Here is a 19,523-nt window from a genome sequence, read left to right as displayed (position 1 = left end):
GCTCATCCCAATCGGGGGTGTAGGAGTTGGGGTCCGAAGCCGCCGGTCTCGAGCAGGCTTCGGGCGATGTAGTTGGTCAGGTTGCGGAACCCGAGTGCGGAGCCGCGCAGGTGTTCGAGCCGTCCGTTGAGTGCCTCGGTCGGCCCGTTGCTGGTGCCGGGTCGTTCGAAGTAGGCGAGCACGTCGGCGGCTCGCTTCTTCAGGGTCCGGCCCAGGGTGGTGAGCTCGGTGAGCACCTTGGGGACGCCGGCGCTGAGGTCGGTGATCAGCTTCTCCATGAGCTCGCGGCCACGTTGCCGGTCCTCGTGGCGATAGGCGGCGATCATCCGCTGGTAGACACCCCAGGTCGCCTCGACCTCGACGTGAGCATCAACGAACAGCGCGCGTAGCCTGTCGCTCTGCTTGTCGGTGAGCAGGTCCGAGCCGGTGTGCAGCGTGCGCCGCGACTTGTAGAGCGGATCGTCCCTGAACCCACGGTGCCCGTGGATCGCGAGTTGGACCCGGCGCCGGCACCTGTCGAGGGCGTCACCGGCCAGGCGCACGACGTGGAAGGGATCCATCACCGTGACCGCGTCCGGGATCTCCTCCGCAGCGGCGGTCTTGAACCCGGTGAAGCCGTCCATCGCGACCACCTCGACCGCGTCACGGAAGGCGTCGTCGCGGTCGGCGAGCCAGGTCTTGAACGCCGCCTTCGACCGGCCCTCGACCATGTCCAGCAGCCTTGCTGGGCCGGCGCCATCGCGGACCGGGGTGAGGTCGATGATCACGGTGACGTACTTGTCGCCACGCCTGGTGTGGCGCCAGACGTGCTCATCGACGCCAATCACCTTCACGCCCTCGAACCGCGTGGGGTCGTTGATCAGCAGCCGCTTGCCTTCGGCCAGGACCGCGTTGTTGGCGGTGTCCCACGCGACCCCGAGTCCCTCGGCGACACGGGCGACGGTGAGGTGTGCGACCACGATCCCTTCCAGCGCCCACCGCAGCCCGGTGCGCGAGAGCTTCGCGCGTGGCTCCGCCGCGGCGCTGGTGTCTTGGCGCCACACGTGTCCGCAGTCTGCACAGCGGTAGCGGCGCACTACAACTTCCAGCACGGTCGGTCGCCAGCCCAGCGGCTCGTGGGCCAACCGCCGGATCACGGTGTCACGAGCGGCGCCTTCGCTGCCGCACCGTCGGCACCACTGATCTGGTTCCACCACGCGGCACGCGAGGACCGCACGATCCGGTTCAAGTCGTTGCCCGATCACGCTCAGACCGAGGCCGTCGAGTCGAGCGAAGGCGGTCAGGTCAGGGCGGCCGAAGCCGGGCGGCGGGGTAGCGTCGGGCACGTCGAGGTCTTTCCGATGGATGGCGTAGGAACCTCCATCGTCGGGAGACCTCGACGTCTATCTGCGGACCGACTCGGCGGGGCGCGATCGTCTCGTGCGTTGGCGGACTACGGGAGCTTGGACGCGAGGACGTCGGCCGCCAGGATCTCGGGTGCTGCGCCGAGGAGGTGCTGGTTGGCCATCAGGGCTGCGACGATGGCGCCGTTGGCGTGGGCGTCGCGAGCGGCTTCGTCGGGGAATGCATCGAAGATCCAGAAGGTGTCGGCGTGGGTCCTGACCGCGAACCAGACAATCGTTCCTACTTCTTCGTTGGCGAGTGCGACAGCGCCGGCGAGCAGATCGGCGACCGCGTCGTGCTGTCCATCGGCCGCGACGATCTTGGCGACGAAGGCATACGGAAGTGATGCGGGTGTGGACATGAGGGACTCTCCTTGACGTCGGGGTTCTTCGTGGGACGAGTTCAGCGTATGACGAGCGAGGGCCGGTGGGAAGTGGCGTATACGGCAGTATTGCTATTGTTTACGTCATGCGTATCGGACTGATCGCGATCGACGGCTGCTTCGGTTCGGCTATCGCGTCGATCATCGACATCGTGCGGGTGGCCGACGGAGCCCGCGGCGACGTCGACCCGCGGATCGACCCGATCGAACTCGCCATCCTCGGACCGAAACGGCGAGTGACCACGACGGCATCGATGACCCTGTCGGTGGACCACCCGCTGCCGGAGTCCGGAGAGTTCGACGTGGTCGTCGTCCCTGCGCTTGGAACCCTCACGGCCGCCGCGACCCACGACGCCCTCCAGAGTCGAGATGCTCGTTCGGTCATCGCCTCACTCGGGCGCCTCGACGACGCGACCACCCGGATCGCCGCGGCGTGCACCGGCGTGTTCGCCGTCGCCGAGACAGGACGGATGCATCATCGGCGGGCGACGACCAGCTGGTTCCTGGGGCCGGAGTTCCGGAAGCGCTATCCGACCGTCGCCCTCGATCTCGACACCATGGTCGTGGTCGACGGGAACCTCGTCACCGCCGGCGCCGCCTTCGCCCACATCGACCTCGCGCTCTCACTCGTGCGATCGATCAGCCCCGACCTGGCCCAACATGTCGCCAAGCTCCTCATCATCGACGAGCGCCCGTCGCAGGCGGCTTTCGTCGCCTACGAACATCTCCGGCACGAGGACCCGATCGTCGTCGAGTTCGAACGCTTCGTGCGCGCCCGCCTGGACGAACCGTTCAACGTCGCCTTCGTCGCGCAGTCGCTCGGCACCAGCCGGCGCACCCTCGAACGACGAGTCCGTGCGGCGCTCAACCTCACTCCGCTCGGCTTCGTCCAACGGCTTCGCACCGAACGAGCTCGACACCTCTCAGCAACCACGGACCTCACCTCCGCCGAGATCGCGCTACGGGTCGGCTACGCAAACGCCGAGACTCTGCGCTCCCTCCTGCGCAGGGAGCGACGCCGTTCCTGACCTATCGCCATGCCTGTAGCTTGTGTCCTAGCGCTCGGTTGGAACCACCTCTCAGCACGTCGCTTCGACGCTCCTGCGTCGCCCCTGGACTACCCACTCGACACGCCCGCAGCACAGCCCATGTGACGTGCCCCGGCTTCCCGGACGGTCGGGGTTGGGTGGCTGTGATGTCGCTGCGTTCTCGTCGAGAGGGTCAGCAGACCCGATCAGAGCCGATTGGGATGAGCCGCGAAGGCGGTTAGGTCAGGGCGGCCGAAGCCGGCCGGCGGGGTAGCGTCGGGCACGTCGAGGTCTTTCGGATGGATGGCGTAGGAACCTCCATCGTCGGGAGACCTCGACGTCTATCTGCGGACCGACGCGCCCGGCCGACCTACACCTTCATCTGGGAAGAGCCTTTTTGGCCTTATGGCTGATTAGCGCGTCTTTACTGCTGTTCGCGTCCCTATTTATTGGGCCACTTTTGGTCTTTGCGCCATTTTTTCTCGTGATTTCGGCATTGATTGCCTGCTACCGTCGACGAAGCTCTCGCCCAGACGCGCAATTGATATCAACTTCTCTATTGGCAATTTTCTTTTTGTCAATTTTGGTCTTAGGGGCGATTTTGGCGATTATCAACCAGCGGCCACTTTTTGACTGGCGAGTGGTTATGGCGGGTGCTGCTGCCTCGATGGCACTAATAGTAAAGTGGGGCGGTTCGCTCCAGCTGCGCTATTTCAATGCGGGCCGTCGATCCCCCGGGTGAACTGTCTTGAGTGAGGTTTTCTGCTGTATGGGATTGCGCACTTTGCTTGCGCGGTAGATGTCCTGCCTCGTGGCCACAAAACGACACACATTGGTTTTGGGCCTCCGGCATCTGATCACGCCTGGATCTAAGTGGGCTGCAGGAAAGCCTTGTCGGCGGGAGCGATTGTGCGGCGCATGAACTGACAGGGCGCTCAGAAGTTGGAAGTTGGTGCTGACGCCAAGAAATGGTTCCTGGACTGAATCAAATCTTGCAGATATGGCTTCAGGACTAGCCGCGCCGTCAACCGCCCTAAAGCTCCGAACGGAGCCTCGAATTCTATTTCATCGATCATCATCGTGCCATCATTTTCCCGCTGGAACTTATGGACATGACGGAAAGTATTAAAGGGCCCCCGAACCTGTTCATCAATGAAGTACTGTGGATACTCCATTTCGGTAATCCTGCTGGTCATGCGGAAAGGAAGCCCGAAATGCCATGCGCGCCAGGTCACTTCCTCTCCGAGGTTGATGAGTCCAGATGTGATGCCCGCAACAGCTTTTTCCTTGGATTTTGCCAGAGATTCTTTGTGCACATCGATACTCCGCGCTCGATCAAACAAGATGTGTGGGGGCATTGCTGCGCGAGTTCTGCACTCAAAGTAAGCGGTCATACCTCAGGGTAGGCCATCGCGCGCAGGTCAGTGGGCCACATGCCAGGCGTCGAACGCCATTGCGCATTCCGCCCGGACCTCACAAATCTAGCCCTCAGATGGAGGGCTGGGATCTGCACCAGTTGTCTCAACGTAAGGTCAATAGTCGGCATCGCTACCTACGGTCACGACGCGGCATATCGGCTCCGAGCTTGGGGGTGCTGACAATCGGTCAGAGTCCATTCGATTTGCCCGCGAAGCCCTTGCTCGGATCAGGAACCAATCAGTCCTATCTGACGCCTGGAGCTGGCAATCCGAGGGCCCGGGTCGAGGCCGGGCAAGGCGGGCGCTGCAATGCCCGGTCAAGATGCCGGGTCGGGGCGCGGTTGGAGCTGATCCGGGCGCTCGTCACGATGGCGACCTTCTGCTGCGAGGACGGCACGAACATCTGAGCCTCGCCATCCGTTGCAGAGAGAAGGACGGTGCTCTCACGTGCCGGGTCGACGGGCGTCGTTCGCGAACCTTACTAGGACGTCGTACTCGTCTTCATGCACATTCTCATGGCTAGTTATGAGCTTGCTCGTTGGTACTAGCTCCAAGAATTCTTTGGTCGACACCTCCGGGGGAAGGTTTTCCAAGAGCACACGAGGGCGCGGCTGGACGTTAAGATTGTTCACTCGCAAACAATATCGGGACCTCTGACCAATGAGGTCCCATTTCCTTGGATCCGGGATGACCCCGCGGGACTGTCCCCCGCCGGCCGCTGGCTAAGACCCCGCACGATGAAACTCACCATGAAGGCGCCCTAACCGCTACGCTCCCGACTGTCTCTAAACTCATGGCATACGAGACGTCTCGCCAGCCCTCGAGGAGGCCACGATGACGCAGCCAGGTGTGACTTTTAGTCCGGAATGGCGGCTTTTCTGCAGGTCGGTTTGGCGGTTCAAGTGATTCCGATGACGAGTGTTGAGCGTGCGGCTTCGATGACGTCGTCGGTGATGGTGTTGAGCTCGTTTATTTTCATGACGCGTTCGACCTGGATGAAGAGCCGGTCGATGAGGCGGAAGTTTCCCCTGGTTATGCGGGCGACGGCGGCAATTGCCTGGGCGTCAGTGAAGTCGTCCGGGTCCAAGGATTGCCCTAGCTTGTGCCAGCGGCGCTGCAGGACGAAATGCAGTTCTTCTTGTTCGAGGGGCCGGTATTCGTGGGCGAATCCGACCCGGCTGTAGAGCTGCGGGTAGCGGCTGAACCATTTTTCGATCCCGGGCATGCCGATGAGGATCAGGGCCACGCTGTCGCGGTCGTAGCGGTCGCGCAACAGTTCAAGGGCTGTGGCGTTGAGGCGTTCTGATTCGTCAATGATTAGCAGCTCGACATGTTTATTGATGCGGGTGTGGGGCCCTGTCCCCTTGCCGATGTCTGACAGGTGTTGGTCCACGCAGATCGAAACGCGTGTGCTGGTGTGCTCGATGTCCGCGTGGATCTGTTTGGGGGTGGTGAGCACGGCGGGGGTGTAGAAGACGGTGCGGGAGCGGGAGAGTGCGGCGTAGACCTGGTGATCGGATTCTTCCCGGGGTCCCCACTCCTCCAGTAGCTTCTGTGCCTTGTGCCAGTTGGCATAGCGTCTGGCGGAGAGGGTCTTTCCGATCCCGGCCTGTCCGTAGCAGATGCCGATCGTGTGCTGGCGGCGCACCGCGTCCGCGAACTCCACAAACCGGCGGTGCTCTTTCGTGGCGATGAAACTTTGCGTGGTCACAGGTCATCCTCCAGGTATGTGCGTAGCTTTGGGCGCTTCTTGGGTTGCTCGACAGAGGGCAGCGCCGAAGCTGGCTTCGGTGTCGTTAAATCCGGTAAGTGCCGGGCCACGACCGCGATGCTCTGGTTTATTTGTCCGCGCAGTTCACGGCGGCGGGCCGAGCGTGCGGCCTGGATGTCCTTGAGGGTGAGGGTTGAGGTTTCGTGGTCGGGGTCTACGGCTTTGCAGATGAACTGGTTCTTGTGGAATATGCGGATCTCTGTGATGTCCCGGGGGTCGTAGCGGACAATGATGGGTTCGCGGACGTAGGCGGCCAGCAGTGGGGAGACGTATCTAAGTCCTTGGAAGTGCACGCCGTCGCGGTGGACGATCCGGGGTTTGGCAACGGTCAACAGGAGCAGGTTCAGCTCGTCCATGGTTGCCGGGAGCCGGGGCAGCCAGCCGTCCCCCACCCAGGCTTGGTGCGGGGTCGCCTTGATCTCTGGATGCTTCCGCTGGTGATAGTCCTCGATTATGAAGCGGCCGATGGCGGTATCCAGCTCTTTGAGGGTCAGCACCGGCGCGGGCGGCGTGTGGCCGCGGGTCAGGTGTCCGGGCAGTTCGGCCAGCAGCACCGTATTGACGGTGCTGAAGAAGCGTTCAATTTTTCCGCGTCCCTGGGGTCTGGCGACTGTTGAGTAGGTGATTTCGAAGTGGAGGTCCTTCGCCGTCTGGGTGAGGTGGTTGCTGGTGAAGTCTGAGCCGTGGTCAACGTAGAGGACGTCGGGGATTCCGCACATCGGCCATCCTGTGCCGGCTTTGGGCCAGATGGCCTGCCGAAGTGCCAATGCTGTGTTCAGGGCCGATGGTGCCCCGAGGAAAATGGTGTAGCCGCAGATCGCCCGGGAGTAATCGTCCACGATGGTGGTGAGCCAAGGGCGCGCCGGTTTCATGTTCGCGTTCAGCACGAGGATGTCCAGTTCGGTGTGGTCTGCCTGCCAGGTCGCGTTCGGCCGCTCGGCCCGGTGCCGCCATGCCAATTCATAGGTGTCCCGGTAAGCGGCGGTTCCCAGCTGGGCAAGTGTCTTCATGCCGGGGTCAACGCCCGCAGTGATGGAGCGGACGGTGCTGTAGGAGAGAGGTGGCCAGCCGTGGTCGGCGGCGACGCGGTTGGCTTTGCGGGCGATGGCAGCCACAGACAGGGGCGGTTTCACCAATGCCAGGCCTTCGACGAGTGCGACAAGCTCGGAGGTGCTTCTGCGTCGGGTGGTCCCTCGGTTTGCAGTAGCCAGTCCGGCGATGCCGTTGCGTTTGTGGGCCGCGTGCCAGCGCTGCAGTGTCCGAAGTCCGATGCCTTCGTGCTCAGCAAGGGCAGTAAGGGGCACGCCGTCTTCGATATGCCGGCGCAGGATCCGCCAGCGCATAAACGCTGTCTGGTCAGGCATGGAGGCAGTGTTACCGGTGAGGGTGCCGCTGCCTCCGGCCGTCACCGGACTGTTTTCTGCCCTGAACGGCGCCGCGGCACGGCAGGGGCCGGTTCGCGCCGGAGTGCCCGGTAGACGGTGGTCCGGCTGACGCCCAGAACCTCGCCGATCTTCTCGACCGTCATGTCCTTCTGCTCATACATCCGGCGGGCGGTCCGGAGCTTGTCCTTGGTCAGCAACGGGGGCCGGCCACCAACGCGCCCGCGAGCCCGTGCCGCCTGAAGCCCTGCGTTAGTCCGCTCACGGATCAGATCCCGCTCGAACTCCGCCAGCGCCGCAAACACATGGAAAACGAGACGTCCGCCCGAGGAAGTTGTATCGATCGCCTCTTGCAGGGACCGGAACCCGATGCCACGCTCCTGGAGATCGGCCAGCTGGTCAATCAGGTGTCGGATGGACCGGCCAAGCCGGTCCAGCCGCCACACAACCAAAGTGTCCCCGGGCCGTAGCTGATCCAGAACCTTGGTCAGTTCCGGCCGGGACTCCAGAGACCCGGAAGCCGTGTCCGTGAAGATGCGGTAGCAGCCGGCCGCCTTCAACGCGTCCTGCTGCAGAGCCGCGTCTTGGTCCCCGGTCGATACCCGGGCATAGCCCAACAGATGTCCCATGCGCCCAAATGTACCAATACCCGTCAACCAGCAGAAGAACCGGCACATAGAATCCGGCACTGGGTTCCGCTACAAAATTCGGGGGTGCATCGAATCTCTTCATTGAGTCGGCTGGTTTGTAGCAGATACGGTCGTTTTAGGCAGCCCAACCTCCCTACTTCGCGAAGTCGCCTGGTTTCATGACTTACGGCGGGTGCCGGCTCCCGGGACAGCTCTGGCGGCGATGGCTGCCAGGTCACGGGCCGGTCCGGGCGGTGGTGTGGGGCCGGTCTGCCAAAGGGCGGTCAGGGTGCGGCGCAGGGGTAGCCCGCGGACGGGAACGGCGATGAGCCGTTGCAGGGCGAGGTCGTCGCGGACGGCCAGTGCGCTGAGTACTCCGGGGGCCGTGCCGGCTGCGATGGCGGAGCGGACGGCCGCCGTCGTGGAGAGTTCCACCAGCGGATCTGCCAGGGGCGGGGCCCCTGCGGCGGTGAGCAGGTGCTCGAGGGCGTCCCGGGTGCCGCTGCCGTGTTCCCTGGTGACCAGCGCGGTTGCTGCCAGTTCGGCTGCTGTGACGGGGGTCCGGCGCCGGGCCCAGGGGTGCTCCGGGGCGACGACCAGGACCATGTCATCGTTCTGTACCGCCGCTGCGCTCAGGTCCGGGGGGAGGTGCGGGCTTTCGATGAAGCCGATGGCTGCCTGTCCGGATCGGACCAGGGCTACGGTGGCTTCACTGTTGTTCACCGTCAACTCCACGACGGTGGGGACGAGTCCGAGGCTCTCCTGCTGGCGGCGCAGCGCGACCAGCCAGAGCGGCAGCAGGTGTTCGGCGATGGTCTGGCTGGCCGCGACCTTCAGTTGCCGGGCGGTGTCGGATCGGAGCGAGGCGATTCCGGCGTCCAGGCGTTCCGCGGCTGCGAGGACCTCCGCCGCCCACCCTGCGACCAGTGCACCTGATTCTGTCAGGGTGGATCCCCGCGGTGTCCGGGTCAGCAGGGCGGATCCGATCTGGGACTCCAGGGAACGCATCCGGGAGGAGACAGCCTGCTGGGACAGTCCAAGGCGTTTCCCGGCGGCGGAGAGGGATCCCAGATCATGGACCGCGGCGAGCATTTCCAGGGCGGAGAGATCCGGTATCCGGGGGCTGAGCATCGGGGAATCTCCTTCAGAAACGTCACATGTGATACAAGTCCGGCTTGTACCCTGACAAGTGTATGCCCCCTACTGCGGCAGGTCCCGGTCCGGGAGCATGGAAGGTATGGAATCTCTGCTGCTGACCGCCGACGAACACCACTCCACACCACCGGCACAGACCCATGGTCGCCGTACTGGGGGCCGGCGCGTCCTGCGCCGTCTGGATAGGTCCTCGGAGCTGTTCGCGAACCTGACCCCGAACTGGTTCGCCTCCATCATGGGTACCGGGATCGTCGCGACCGCGGCCGCGACGCTGCCCCTGCAGTTTCCCGGCCTGCGCACTGGCGCCACCGTCGTCTGGGCTCTGGCGTCCCTGCTGCTGATCCTGCTGAGTGCCGCGACCGGGGTGCACTGGATCCGGCACCGGGAAACCGCCCGAAGCCACCACGGCCATCCGGTGATGGCGCACTTCTACGGCGCACCGCCCATGGCGTTGCTCACCGTCGGCGCCGGTACCCTGCTGCTGGGCAAAGACGTCCTGGGCGAACAGCTGGCACTCGGCATCGATGCGGTGCTGTGGATCGCCGGGACCCTTCTGGGGCTGGCCAGCGCCGTCGCTGTCCCGTACCTGCAGTTCACCCGGCATCAGGTCACACAGGACAGTGCGTTCGGCGGCTGGCTTATGCCCGTCGTCCCGCCCATGGTTTCGGCTTCCACCGGGGCCCTGCTGCTGCCCTACGTCCCGGCCGGGCAAGCACGCCTGACCCTGCTGATGGGCTGCTACGCGATGTTCGGACTGAGCCTGCTGGCCTCCATCATCATCACCACACTGATCTGGAACCGCCTCGCCGGGCACAAGATCGGGGCCGCCGCGGCAGTGCCCACCTTGTGGATCGTGCTGGGCCCGCTGGGCCAGTCCATCACCGCCGCGAACCTCCTGGGCGGGAACGCCCACCTCGCCGTGTCCGGGACCCTGGCCCGGGCGATGGAAGCCTTCGGCGTCTTGTACGGGGTGCCGGTTCTGGGCTTCGCGCTCATGTGGGCCGCCCTCGCAACCGCCATCACGATCCGCACCGCCCGTCGGGGCCTGCCGTTCTCCCTGACCTGGTGGTCCTTCACCTTCCCCATCGGAACCTGCGTCACCGGCCTGACCGGCCTCGCCGCCCACACCCACCTCGCCGTGTTCGACGCAATGGCCGTCGCAGGCTACACCCTGCTGGTCGCCGCGTGGATCATCGTCGCCGCGCGGACCTTCCACGGCAGCATCCTCGAAGGCACCCTCTTCCAGAAGCCTGCCACGACCGCACCGTAGGCGGGCCGCAGCGGACCAGCAACCCGTCACGCAAACAAGCAACCGTTAACAGCGCCCGAAGGTGGCCTCATGAAACCCCGGTCAACACCCGGTTCACAGCAACGCTCACCCACCAACACAAAAGGGTCCAGGTCGCCCGCCCGATTGCAGCGGCCATTGATCGCCGTCGGCGTGCCACTCCTCCTCGCAGCCGGCGCGCTCACCTACGGGCTCACCGCAAACGGCAGCGGTCAACCGACCCCGTCAGCAGAGAAGGGCCCGACCGTGATCGAAGGAGTCATCAGCTATGCCGGCCTGAGCAGGAACCACGTCCAGACCGCGGCGACCTATCCGCAACGTCCCGGCGTCGGCGGAGACCACTCACCGGTGTGGACGAACTGCGGAGCCTACGACCGGCCCGTGCAGGAAACCCGGGCAGTGCACTCCCTTGAACACGGTGCCGTCTGGATCAGCTACCAACCCGGGCTTCCCGCCGATGACATCGCCAAACTCGCCCGGCTTGCAACCAACCAGAGCCACGTGTTGGTCAGTCCCTTTCCCGGACAGGGATCCCTCATCGAAGCAACCGCCTGGGGAAAACAACTAAGCGTCACAGACCCGGCAGATCCGCGGCTGTTCGCATTCATCAAAGCATTTCAGCAGGGTCCGCAGACACCCGAACCCGGCGAGACCTGCAGCGGCGGAGTCAACGGATAAATCAGGAGACATACCGCCGCTCGACCGGTCAGCCCCCAATGCGCGCTGTCCCATGAACTGCCGCTCACCCGTTGATGGCTCCCTGGCGGGACGACAAACCGCCAATCTAAACTGCGATTTAACCGCCAACTCCGACTAAAAGTCACACATAGCCGGCGACACATTCGGTTTCTTCGATTACGCCGACTGTCTCGTTGACGACCTCGACGAGGGAAGCCCTCTTCTTTACCCCCTCAACGCCATCAGTGGTTGTTCCGTAATGAAACCAGAGGATTTCTACGTTTCACCACGAGTTGCTGTCGAGGTAAACACAAGCCCTTGGGGGGACGAGATCATCAGCCTTCTCGTCGCCATCTATGAGCTTGAACTGCCATTTGTCTTGTCTGCGGGGAAGGACGTAACTGCCTCTGCCAGGCAGACGATCGAACAAGAGGTCGGAAAATTCCTGGGCCTCATTGATCGAGGAATCCTGGGTTAGGAAACTCACCGTTCGAATCCGCGGTCCGGCCGACGCTCCCTGACTTGGCCGCTCCACTCGGGGGATTGCCCGATCCTGGGTTCAAGGACCAGCCCCGCGTTCGTTCTAGCCTCTGGCGTCTCAAAACCCATGGGATACGAGACGTCTCACCGGACCCCGCCAGATCCGGAACGGCAGCGCTCCTAAACCCGCTGATTCTCGGGAAACTTCCCACCGCCCGCGATCTCATAACTACGTCTCGTAACCATCTGCTTGAATCGATGTACTCACCATTAGTTATGAGACACCTTGAGGACAGACATGGCGAAACTCATCGGCTACGCGCGCGTTTCGACGCGGCAACAGTCCACCGACCGGCAAGAGGCAGACCTTCTGGCCGCCGGCGTTCGACGGGACGACCTCTACATCGACCACGGCGTCTCCGGCGCCCGGTCATCTCGGCCGCAGTTCGACCGGGCACTGGACTCGCTCGTCGAAGGCGACACCCTCGTCATCACCACACTGGACCGGCTCGGACGATCCACGCAAAACATGCTCGCCTTCGCCGAAGCGCTTCGGACCCGCGGAGCCGGCCTCCGAGTCCTGAACCTCGGCGGGGGCGACGTCGATACCTCGACACCCATGGGGTCGATGCTGTTTACCGTCATGGCCGCTCTCGCCCAGATGGAACACGAGATCAAACGCGAACGCGTCACCGACTCCATCAACAAACGACGACAAGCCGGGCAGGACCTTGGCGGCCGGCCCCGCAGGATTACAGACAGTCAGATCCAAAGCGCGATGCGTCTGGTCGAAGGCGGCGCACCAGCTGCACAGGTCGCCCGCGACCTCGGAATGTCCCGGGCAACGTTCTACCGGCGCTCCCAATCGATCTCGACCTGACGGGCATCGGGCATCGGAGACTCCCGTTTAGGGAGATTGTCAGATCCTTCAGCCCCGGCCCCGGCCTTGGGCAGCCTTCCGTCCGCCGAAGACCATCGAACTAATGACCAGGATCATGACAACATCGGTTGGCCACACCTCGATGCGGCCGTACAGCATTGCTCCAACGGCGCTGAGCAGCAAGAAGGCAGCCAGCCCAATGAGGGCCCCTCTCAAGAAACTCACCGTTCGGTCTGCTTCCCCGGGCGCTTCAATACGAACCCAGCCGCCACCGCCACGACGACGCCAACGAGAAATGCTTGGATCGCTCCGATCGATGGCCACAACAACGCCCAGGGCATGAATCCGGACAGGAAGACGAGCACGGGTCCGGCAGCTTTGTTAATGGTCCCATCGTTGAACGGTACCAGCGGGCCCGGCCGCTGCGAGGGCATCTGGAGAAGCGGATAAACAGTCAACCCCGAAGGCCCCGTAGCGGAGAAACGGAGCTACGTCGAAGGCGGACCCCGTACCGCCGGTCAGTTAGCGTCGTTGTAGGCCTTCAAAATGTCCTGGCTGATCCGGCCGCGCGCGCTGGGGTTGTAACCGTTGGAAACGGCCCACTCCCGGATCCGCTGCGTCTCCTCGCGACTGGACGTCGTTCCCCGGCTCTTCTGGCCCGTTGCAGCGCCACGAACACGCCTGCCGTGGGCAATGTAGGGTTCCAGCGCTTTACGCAGGCCGACTGCGTTCTCTTCTGCCAGGTCGATCTCATACTCGACACCATCCAGGGCGAAACGAACGGACTCCTGGGCGTCCTCACCTGAAATGTCGTCGATCAACTGAACATGAACTTTGCGGGCCAATGGGGTTCCTTTGCTCGGATTAGCGGTGTTGCTCCCCCGTGCCAACGCCAGTCTTTGAGCTCAACACTATTTCAAACTCGCGGTTCATTACCTCTTGTCCCCGCCGGCTGCCTCGAAACTCGGCTCTTCCCGGTTTTTGACCAAAAATCCCCTCGGACGTTCCGCACTCGAGTTCTGCAGCTGTGCATTGCTGTCCGAAGGATAGGCCCAGCAGGTGTTCCGGCATTCATGAGCCGCTGCATTGCCGTTCGGCAAGGGGGCGGAAATTAAGGATTAAAACTTGGATTGATGCGGGGCACAGACCGAGCCCCCCCACTCAGGGGCACCGCACGTATGAAGTCAGACCTTAATGTGGTTTGAAGTGTCGCAGGGTATTGCATCAGCGGTATCGCATCGAGGGGTAGCATAGCGATGTCGCATAGACAGGCATGAAACGAATATTCGCGAGCTATTTCTGCGAGTATTGGGATTCTCGATGGACGCGTATTCTTGAGCCATGATTTCGAACACGGTCATCTCCTCACCCGCCGAGACGCGCGAGTACCTGCTGAAGGTTTCCGGCCGCGGGTACACCGTGGTCCGGCACATCTTCCGGCAGCTCCCGGACGACTCGGAGCACCGTCCCAGCGTGCTCGGGCCGATGGTGACAGAGCGCAAACGCCGCTCCGTACAACTGTATCTGCTGCTTCTAACTGCCTGGCCCTGGTTGGAAACCCGGGACGAACCGCTGGCCGCGGCAGTCTGGGCCCGGGCACTGTCTACAGATCGCGGCCGGAACTGGACAGCGACAAACGTGTCCGCAGCCTGGTCGGACCTCGAACGGCGTGGGCTCGTCGAACGCCGACGATTGTCCCGTGGCGTGGTAGTCATACCGCGCCGGGAGGACGGTAAGGCCAAATACTCCAAACCGGGGCTCGTTAAAGGCGACCGGCGTGAGACCTATTTCGTCCTACCGCCTGAATTCTGGACTGAAGAGTGGTTCGAACGGCTCAGCATGCCTGGTCTTGCCATGCTCCTTATCATCGCGGGCGAGACCAGCGACAAGGACACCGTCTGGCTGACCAACCAAGGCACAGCTGACTGGTACGGCCTTTCACCCCGATCGGTCGAATCCGGCATCGAGGACCTGCGAGACCAAGGCTTGCTCTTCGAGACCGTGGAATGGATCAAGGCTCCCTTATCGGCGTCCGGGACGACAAAACGCCACTGGTATAGCCTCTCCGGCCCATTCAGCAAAGACGCAAGAGCAGAGATCCAGCGTAAAGCGCAGGCCGAGCTCGGGGCAAGGACAGCTCCCGCACACCACAAAGCGCCTAAATCGACGGGGAAGAAGAGACCCCCAAAGAACACGAAAAAGACGACCGAGGAAGCACTGTGAGTACCCACATCTACGTAGACGAGACCAAAGCAAAGGGATACCTCATTGCGGCAGCGACCGGCACCCGCTCGGAACTCACACTCTCCCGAAAGGAACTTAGTACTCTCGTCCTTCCCCGCCAGAGAGGCTTGCACATGAACGCCGAGAGCCCGTCCCGTAGGCGCGAGATCGCCGACACGATCCTCCGGATGGGGGAAATGCTCGGGGTTCAAGCGACGGTCTACGACGCCGGCCGGTCCGGCACCGAGAAGGAACGACGCGCCCGTTGCCTAGAAGCGCTCGTCGAGGACGCCGCCCGGCATCCACAGGCAAAAATCGTGTTCGACCTCGACGAGTCCCTGCGCAGCTGGGATCGCCAACAGATGATCGAGCTAACAAGAGCCGCTGGCGTCCAAGACCGGTTGAGCTACGATCACGTCCACCGGAATACTGAACTGCTCCTTGCCCTTCCTGACGCGGTCGCTTGGTGCTGGGCGCGCGGGGGCGAGTGGCGCGCCCGCATCCGCCCCGTCGTGCGGGAAATCCGCGAGGTGTAACTGCTTGGATACGCGCGAAGCCCGAGCGCCACGGTCGTCCGGCCGGGTCTCGGGCTCACTTCCTGGAACTCAACGCTCCAGACAATCACCAGTATGCACAACGCAACGCCATGGTTCAAGCCAGCAGCCATTTCCTCACATCGTATGCGTTTGGGGTAAGGAGCAGGGCGCCCCTGTCACGTGTCGGCGGCGTCCGTCGACGGGCCACCCGAGATGCCCCGATCGTTGCGGCGGTCATTTCGGACCACGACGTGGGCGAATCCAAACGATCAGCTAATCCTGCACGGCCCGTTCCAACCCAGGGTGGTGGGCCAGCTCTACCAAACCGTCAGCATAGTCCTCGACGGCAACGCACATCATCTTCAAGCGATTGTCCAACGACCCCCAGGGCCGGGAGGGTTTGCCCGTCACGATATGTGGGGCCAGCTCGACGTCACGGACATCAATATCGAACTCGAACTGCAGGTCCAGCAACTGCGGTGTCAGCTCGTCACCACCAACTTTGGTGAAGGTAACCACGATGCCCTCGTCGTCGAGGGCGCCGTCGTTGATCTTCAAATCGCGGATGACCTTCTTGTCGTATGTTCCTATGACCTTTTCCGGCCGCATCGCGAGTTCGTGGGCGGCCCGGTGTCGATCGATGCGCGCCAAATCGTGCAGGATGCGAAGGCAATTCCACCCGGGGCTCTCCGCTTGGAAGGGTTGGATGCGGTGCAGGGCATCGACCAGGTGCGGAGAAAGGTGCTGAATCCGTTTCTTGTTCGCGGCCCACTCCTTGGGTGTAAGCGCGATGGGCCATTGAAGCTGGGACGCTCCTGGAGGTGGGTTAGTTCCAGAGTCGATGATAGCTACCGCGTAGAGGCAGTTGTCCAGGCCGGCGCGCAGGTTTTGCAGTGCTTCACCCAGGAGGATGGACAGCTGGTCAGGGATGGGTTCGCTGCGCTCAACCTTGATGGCCCCACGACCTCGGTCGTCGATGTCGACGCGTATCCTCGCCGGGCCTCCTTCAAGGTATCCGCTGAGGAGTTGGGCAAACTCCTTGATGTTGTCCTGAGCACGACTGATTCTGGCCTGTGACAGTGAAAATTCGCGGGGTAGCTTCACGACGTAGGTGTTCCCGTCTGGAATTGAAGTTGGCGCCCGTCCCGCGGGCCCGGCACATGAAGCCATTCTGCCCGAAGGCCGAGAGGTGCGCTGCGGCAACCTTAACAACTTTTTTAGATGGCCTTTCCTAGGAGTAAGCACCTCGTCAGGCAGACTTGCGCAGTGAGCAAATTTCGGGATCAGGTATGGATCAACCGCACATCAGGTGATGGCGCACGGCAGTTCAAGCCTATGGCCAAGACGGCGAAGCGGCACGCTGCCCGGAGGGCACGTTGATGGGCATGGGAGTGGGAGTCCGGCCAGCGGTCCGGAAAGACCAGGAAGCCATTGGTAGGCTCATTTCCCCTTGGGACCGGGACAACGGGTGGAGGTACCGGGAGCGGCGTGGAAGAGTCAGTGAGCGTGAGTTCGTGGCTGAGGATGGGGACGGGATACTTGGGTGGATTTCCGGGAGCCATCGCTCAGGGGCCTGGGGGAATCTCGCAGCGTATGAGCACCGTCCTGAGTCATGGGTCTGCTCTTACATAGTGAAGTTGTACGTGGATTCGCAGAGACAATCCGGCGGTATGGGAAGCCTACTCTTAGGGGCTTTTGAGGCCGACGCCATGCGGGCGGGGCGGGACCTCGTGGTGGTGCATCCGGACGAGACCGGAGATGTAGAGAGGCTTATACAGTTTTACCGCAACAACGGATACAACTTTATGGAGCCCAGCAGGGCTCATTCGATGCGACCCGCATGGCTGATGGCGAAGACGCTCCGGTGGTAAGTGCACTGGAGGAGCCCATCCAGTCAGCTTCGTGCGGCGGATACCACCCACGTTGCTAGACGAGATCGTGATCAGAATCAACCGTTTTCGACCTGCTACGGATCTGCCTTAAAACAGCTGGAAAACTGCGCTCCGGCCGGCCTCTCCTCTGTTACTACCACAAGCCCGTCCCACAAACGGTCGTTCTTGACACGTATTTTGGACAGACATAGGCCAGAGTCGGAACGGCCGAGCAGTCCGCCCGTCGTCCACCGGTACGCTTCGTCGGAGATCCACTGGGCGGGAAGAAGGGGACGCTCCGTGAACCCTTCTGCGGTCAACGGGCAATACATAGTGTGAGCACAGACAGCGACATCATCAGGCGGTCCCGGGACAGCCCCGCGGTTTTCGGGGAGTTGTACGACAGACACGCCTCAGTCATCTACAGATACGCCGCCAGACGAGCCGGCGAGTTCGCCGCCGACGACGTCACGTCAGAGACATTTCTGGTGGCCTGGGAACAACTCGACGCCTACGACCTCGACCGGGATGACGCCCGCCCGTGGTTGTTCGGCATCGCCACCAATCTCCTCCGCCGACATCACCGCGCCGAAACCAAGATGCTCAAGGTCGCTGCTAAAGCTGCATCACGAGAGGCCTTGGCCGACGATTCGGATCGGGTTGCTGCCCAAGTGGACGCCGTGGCGGCGACCGGGCGCATCGCCATGAGCCTGAAGGCCATGACCGCTATCGATCGGGAAACACTACTGCTCTATGCCTGGGCTGACCTGACCTATGAAGGCATCGCGTCGGCCATGGACGTCCCAGTGGGAACCGTGCGGTCCCGCCTGAACCGTGCGCGTCGAACCCTGCGAACCCAACTGAACCTCGAACTACTTGATGAAACGGAGAACGACAATGGACGACTTGCAGCTGCTCCGCGAAATGCGTAGCGACATCGGGTCCGCCCCGCCCGCCACCCTGGCCCGCGGCCGCAACAAGCTCATGGCCAGCATCGACGCCAGTTCCCGTCCCGAGGCAGCGGCCCGCACACACGAACTGGCCAAGGTGAGTCCTTTCCGCGTCCGACGCCGCATCCTCATGGTCTCGGCAGCCGCCGCCCTCCTCGTCGGCGGCATCGTAGCGGCCGAAGTCGTCCTGCCGAACCAACCCGGAGCAACTGCCGAAGCAGCCGAGATCCTGAACAACGCCGCGGCAGCCACCATCCAGACCTCCGACCCGATAGTGGGACCCGGTCAATACCTGAAGATCGAAACCACGGCCGTCTACTCCAGCGGCTCAGTAGCCGCCGATGGAACCCAGGATGCGTGGCTGGATAAGACCGGAGGCCAGGTCTATGTGCCAGCAGACCGAAATGGGGAATGGGTTTGGAACCGCGAAGAGCGCGTTCCCCTTGAGCCCGTCAGCGACGCCGCCAAAGCTGACGCCGTCCAGAGACAGAAAAAAGACCAGGGGCGGCCGGCAGGTCAACCCTCGATTGTCGGCATTCAGCGCGCCCCGGGCGGCGCCTTTTACGGGAACAAACCAACAGTCATTATCGGCACGCCCCTCACCGAGGCCGGCAGCCTGCCCAGGGATCCACGGGCGCTCCTAAACCTCATCCAGGAACGCACTAAGGGCGCCGGCCCCTCGCCTGAGATGGAAGCATTGATCACCATCGCGGATGGCCTGCGCACCGGAGTCGTTCCCGCAGACCTGCGCGCTGCCCTATACAAGGCGGCAGCCCTCATCCCAGGTGTAGCCGTCGTGGACAAGCAGGCAACACTCAATGGCAAGACCGGTGTAGCCATAGGAATCCAGTCTCCGGACGGAGGCGGGCGGCAGGAAATCATCATCGACCCGGCCACCGGGTTGATGATCGGAGAACGGAATGTTTCGCTCAAGGCCACGGCTGATTTCCCGGCCGGAACAGCGACGTCGTGGACCTCCGTGCAGACATCCGTAGTGAACTCTGCCCCGTAGCCTCGACTGAACGAGAATGGCCGCCCGGAGGCCACACCCGGGCGGCCAGCAATCAATCTGAACCAAATCCAAAGCCGCAACTCATCCCGCCAAACGAGTCAAAAGTCGTCGCGCAGAAGTTTCGGAGCACGCGAGACTCGGTAAAGGTCGGTTTTGACGATCGGATTGGTGACGATCTGGCGGCACTGCATGCAGCGAATGACACGTCCCCCACTTCAGCCTCGTTTAGAGTTTCCGCTATGGCAGAGACCGTTTTCCCACCATTTACCGTTACAGCCACGGCCATTCGGCAGTTGGAATTGATGGGAGGGCGAGCACGGGTGGACATCCAGGACGGAGGCTGTTGCGGAAACACTTATGTCTTCACCCGAGGCCCCGGCTCTGACTCTGATGCCAAATACGGGTGCCCCGGCGCGGAGCTATTCGTCAGCGAAGCTGCACACGCCGTGCTGGTTGG

Annotated in this window: 18 protein-coding genes; 9 read left to right on the top strand and 9 right to left on the bottom strand. The window is 62.8% G+C overall.

Annotation, left to right across the window (positions count from 1 at the left end; translation table 11 throughout):
* Nucleotides 1-2 precede the first annotated feature (2 nt).
* Together ACFVY3_RS15650 and ACFVY3_RS15645 are read right to left on the bottom strand one after the other, a co-directional pair.
* The gene (locus tag ACFVY3_RS15650; RefSeq protein ID WP_400160409.1) at nt 3-1,325 is read right to left on the bottom strand and encodes an ISL3-like element ISPfr2 family transposase; all 1,323 of its coding nucleotides are present in this window, start codon (nt 1,323-1,325) and stop codon (nt 3-5) included.
* Between the two features lie 107 nt (nt 1,326-1,432).
* A complete protein-coding gene (locus tag ACFVY3_RS15645; RefSeq protein WP_033107114.1) occupies nt 1,433-1,744 on the bottom strand; it encodes a putative quinol monooxygenase in 312 nt (103 codons plus the stop codon).
* Nucleotides 1,745-1,851: 107 nt separating this feature from the next.
* Between ACFVY3_RS15645 and ACFVY3_RS15640 the strand changes: the two genes are divergently transcribed.
* Complete coding sequence (locus tag ACFVY3_RS15640) at nt 1,852-2,793, top strand: GlxA family transcriptional regulator (RefSeq protein WP_087136509.1); 942 nt, start codon at nt 1,852-1,854, stop codon at nt 2,791-2,793.
* Nucleotides 2,794-3,728: 935 nt separating this feature from the next.
* On the opposite strand, the gene ACFVY3_RS15635 is transcribed toward ACFVY3_RS15640, so the two are convergent.
* The 5 genes from ACFVY3_RS15635 to ACFVY3_RS15615 form a co-directional block, all read right to left on the bottom strand.
* Complete coding sequence (locus ACFVY3_RS15635) at nt 3,729-4,187, bottom strand: cyclase (RefSeq protein ID WP_400160408.1); 459 nt, start codon at nt 4,185-4,187, stop codon at nt 3,729-3,731.
* 922 nt (nt 4,188-5,109) lie between these two features.
* Nucleotides 5,110-5,922, bottom strand: coding sequence for an AAA family ATPase (locus ACFVY3_RS15630; protein ID WP_024366866.1), 813 nt, complete (start codon nt 5,920-5,922; stop codon nt 5,110-5,112).
* Complete coding sequence (locus ACFVY3_RS15625; RefSeq protein ID WP_237739580.1) at nt 5,919-7,346, bottom strand: Mu transposase C-terminal domain-containing protein; 1,428 nt, start codon at nt 7,344-7,346, stop codon at nt 5,919-5,921. The genes ACFVY3_RS15630 and ACFVY3_RS15625 overlap by 4 nt, the downstream gene beginning before the upstream one ends.
* 41 nt (nt 7,347-7,387) lie before the next feature.
* On the bottom strand, nt 7,388-7,993 hold the full coding sequence (locus ACFVY3_RS15620) for a recombinase family protein (protein WP_400160449.1): 606 nt from the start codon (nt 7,991-7,993) through the stop codon (nt 7,388-7,390).
* A 177-nt stretch (nt 7,994-8,170) separates the two neighbouring features.
* The gene (locus ACFVY3_RS15615) at nt 8,171-9,124 is read right to left on the bottom strand and encodes a LysR family transcriptional regulator (RefSeq protein ID WP_024366864.1); all 954 of its coding nucleotides are present in this window, start codon (nt 9,122-9,124) and stop codon (nt 8,171-8,173) included.
* A 106-nt stretch (nt 9,125-9,230) separates the two neighbouring features.
* On the opposite strand from ACFVY3_RS15615, the gene ACFVY3_RS15610 reads away from it, so the two are divergent.
* The 3 genes from ACFVY3_RS15610 to ACFVY3_RS15600 all read left to right on the top strand — a co-directional run bounded on the left by ACFVY3_RS15610 (nt 9,231) and on the right by ACFVY3_RS15600 (nt 12,474).
* Nucleotides 9,231-10,418, top strand: a complete 1,188-nt coding sequence (locus tag ACFVY3_RS15610; protein WP_024366863.1) for a TDT family transporter — start codon at nt 9,231-9,233, stop codon at nt 10,416-10,418.
* Between the two features lie 156 nt (nt 10,419-10,574).
* On the top strand, nt 10,575-11,114 hold the full coding sequence (locus tag ACFVY3_RS15605) for a DUF3105 domain-containing protein (RefSeq protein WP_400160407.1): 540 nt from the start codon (nt 10,575-10,577) through the stop codon (nt 11,112-11,114).
* A gap of 778 nt (nt 11,115-11,892) precedes the next feature.
* Nucleotides 11,893-12,474, top strand: coding sequence for a recombinase family protein (locus ACFVY3_RS15600; protein ID WP_400160406.1), 582 nt, complete (start codon nt 11,893-11,895; stop codon nt 12,472-12,474).
* Nucleotides 12,475-12,992: 518 nt separating this feature from the next.
* On the opposite strand, the gene ACFVY3_RS15595 is transcribed toward ACFVY3_RS15600, so the two are convergent.
* Entirely contained in the window at nt 12,993-13,319 is a 327-nt protein-coding gene (locus ACFVY3_RS15595) for an Lsr2 family protein (RefSeq protein ID WP_400160405.1), read from the bottom strand.
* 496 nt (nt 13,320-13,815) lie between these two features.
* On the opposite strand from ACFVY3_RS15595, the gene ACFVY3_RS15590 reads away from it, so the two are divergent.
* Together ACFVY3_RS15590 and ACFVY3_RS15585 are read left to right on the top strand one after the other, a co-directional pair.
* Nucleotides 13,816-14,697: a hypothetical protein gene (locus ACFVY3_RS15590; protein WP_400160404.1), complete on the top strand. Its 882-nt coding sequence runs from the start codon at nt 13,816-13,818 to the stop codon at nt 14,695-14,697.
* Nucleotides 14,694-15,233 carry a hypothetical protein gene (locus ACFVY3_RS15585; RefSeq protein ID WP_400160403.1) on the top strand — a complete coding sequence of 180 codons (540 nt, stop codon included), beginning with the start codon at nt 14,694-14,696 and terminating at the stop codon, nt 15,231-15,233. The genes ACFVY3_RS15590 and ACFVY3_RS15585 overlap by 4 nt, the downstream gene beginning before the upstream one ends.
* A 273-nt stretch (nt 15,234-15,506) precedes the next feature.
* Here ACFVY3_RS15585 and ACFVY3_RS15580 read toward each other — a convergent pair whose 3' ends face one another.
* Entirely contained in the window at nt 15,507-16,337 is an 831-nt protein-coding gene (locus ACFVY3_RS15580; protein ID WP_400160402.1) for a hypothetical protein, read from the bottom strand.
* A gap of 275 nt (nt 16,338-16,612) precedes the next feature.
* On the opposite strand from ACFVY3_RS15580, the gene ACFVY3_RS15575 reads away from it, so the two are divergent.
* The 3 genes from ACFVY3_RS15575 (at nt 16,613) to ACFVY3_RS15565 (ending at nt 19,066) form a co-directional block, all read left to right on the top strand.
* On the top strand, nt 16,613-17,104 hold the full coding sequence (locus ACFVY3_RS15575; RefSeq protein WP_400160401.1) for a GNAT family N-acetyltransferase: 492 nt from the start codon (nt 16,613-16,615) through the stop codon (nt 17,102-17,104).
* Between the two features lie 335 nt (nt 17,105-17,439).
* The gene (locus ACFVY3_RS15570; protein ID WP_400160400.1) at nt 17,440-18,036 is read left to right on the top strand and encodes an RNA polymerase sigma factor; all 597 of its coding nucleotides are present in this window, start codon (nt 17,440-17,442) and stop codon (nt 18,034-18,036) included.
* The gene (locus ACFVY3_RS15565) at nt 18,011-19,066 is read left to right on the top strand and encodes a CU044_5270 family protein (RefSeq protein WP_400160399.1); all 1,056 of its coding nucleotides are present in this window, start codon (nt 18,011-18,013) and stop codon (nt 19,064-19,066) included. The genes ACFVY3_RS15570 and ACFVY3_RS15565 overlap by 26 nt, the downstream gene beginning before the upstream one ends.
* Nucleotides 19,067-19,523: the final 457 nt, after the last annotated feature.

Origin of the sequence: Arthrobacter sp. BPSS-3, from assembly GCF_044628475.1 — a bacterium.
Lineage (GTDB): Bacteria > Actinomycetota > Actinomycetes > Actinomycetales > Micrococcaceae > Arthrobacter.
This window is presented reverse-complemented; position numbering and strand designations above follow the sequence as displayed.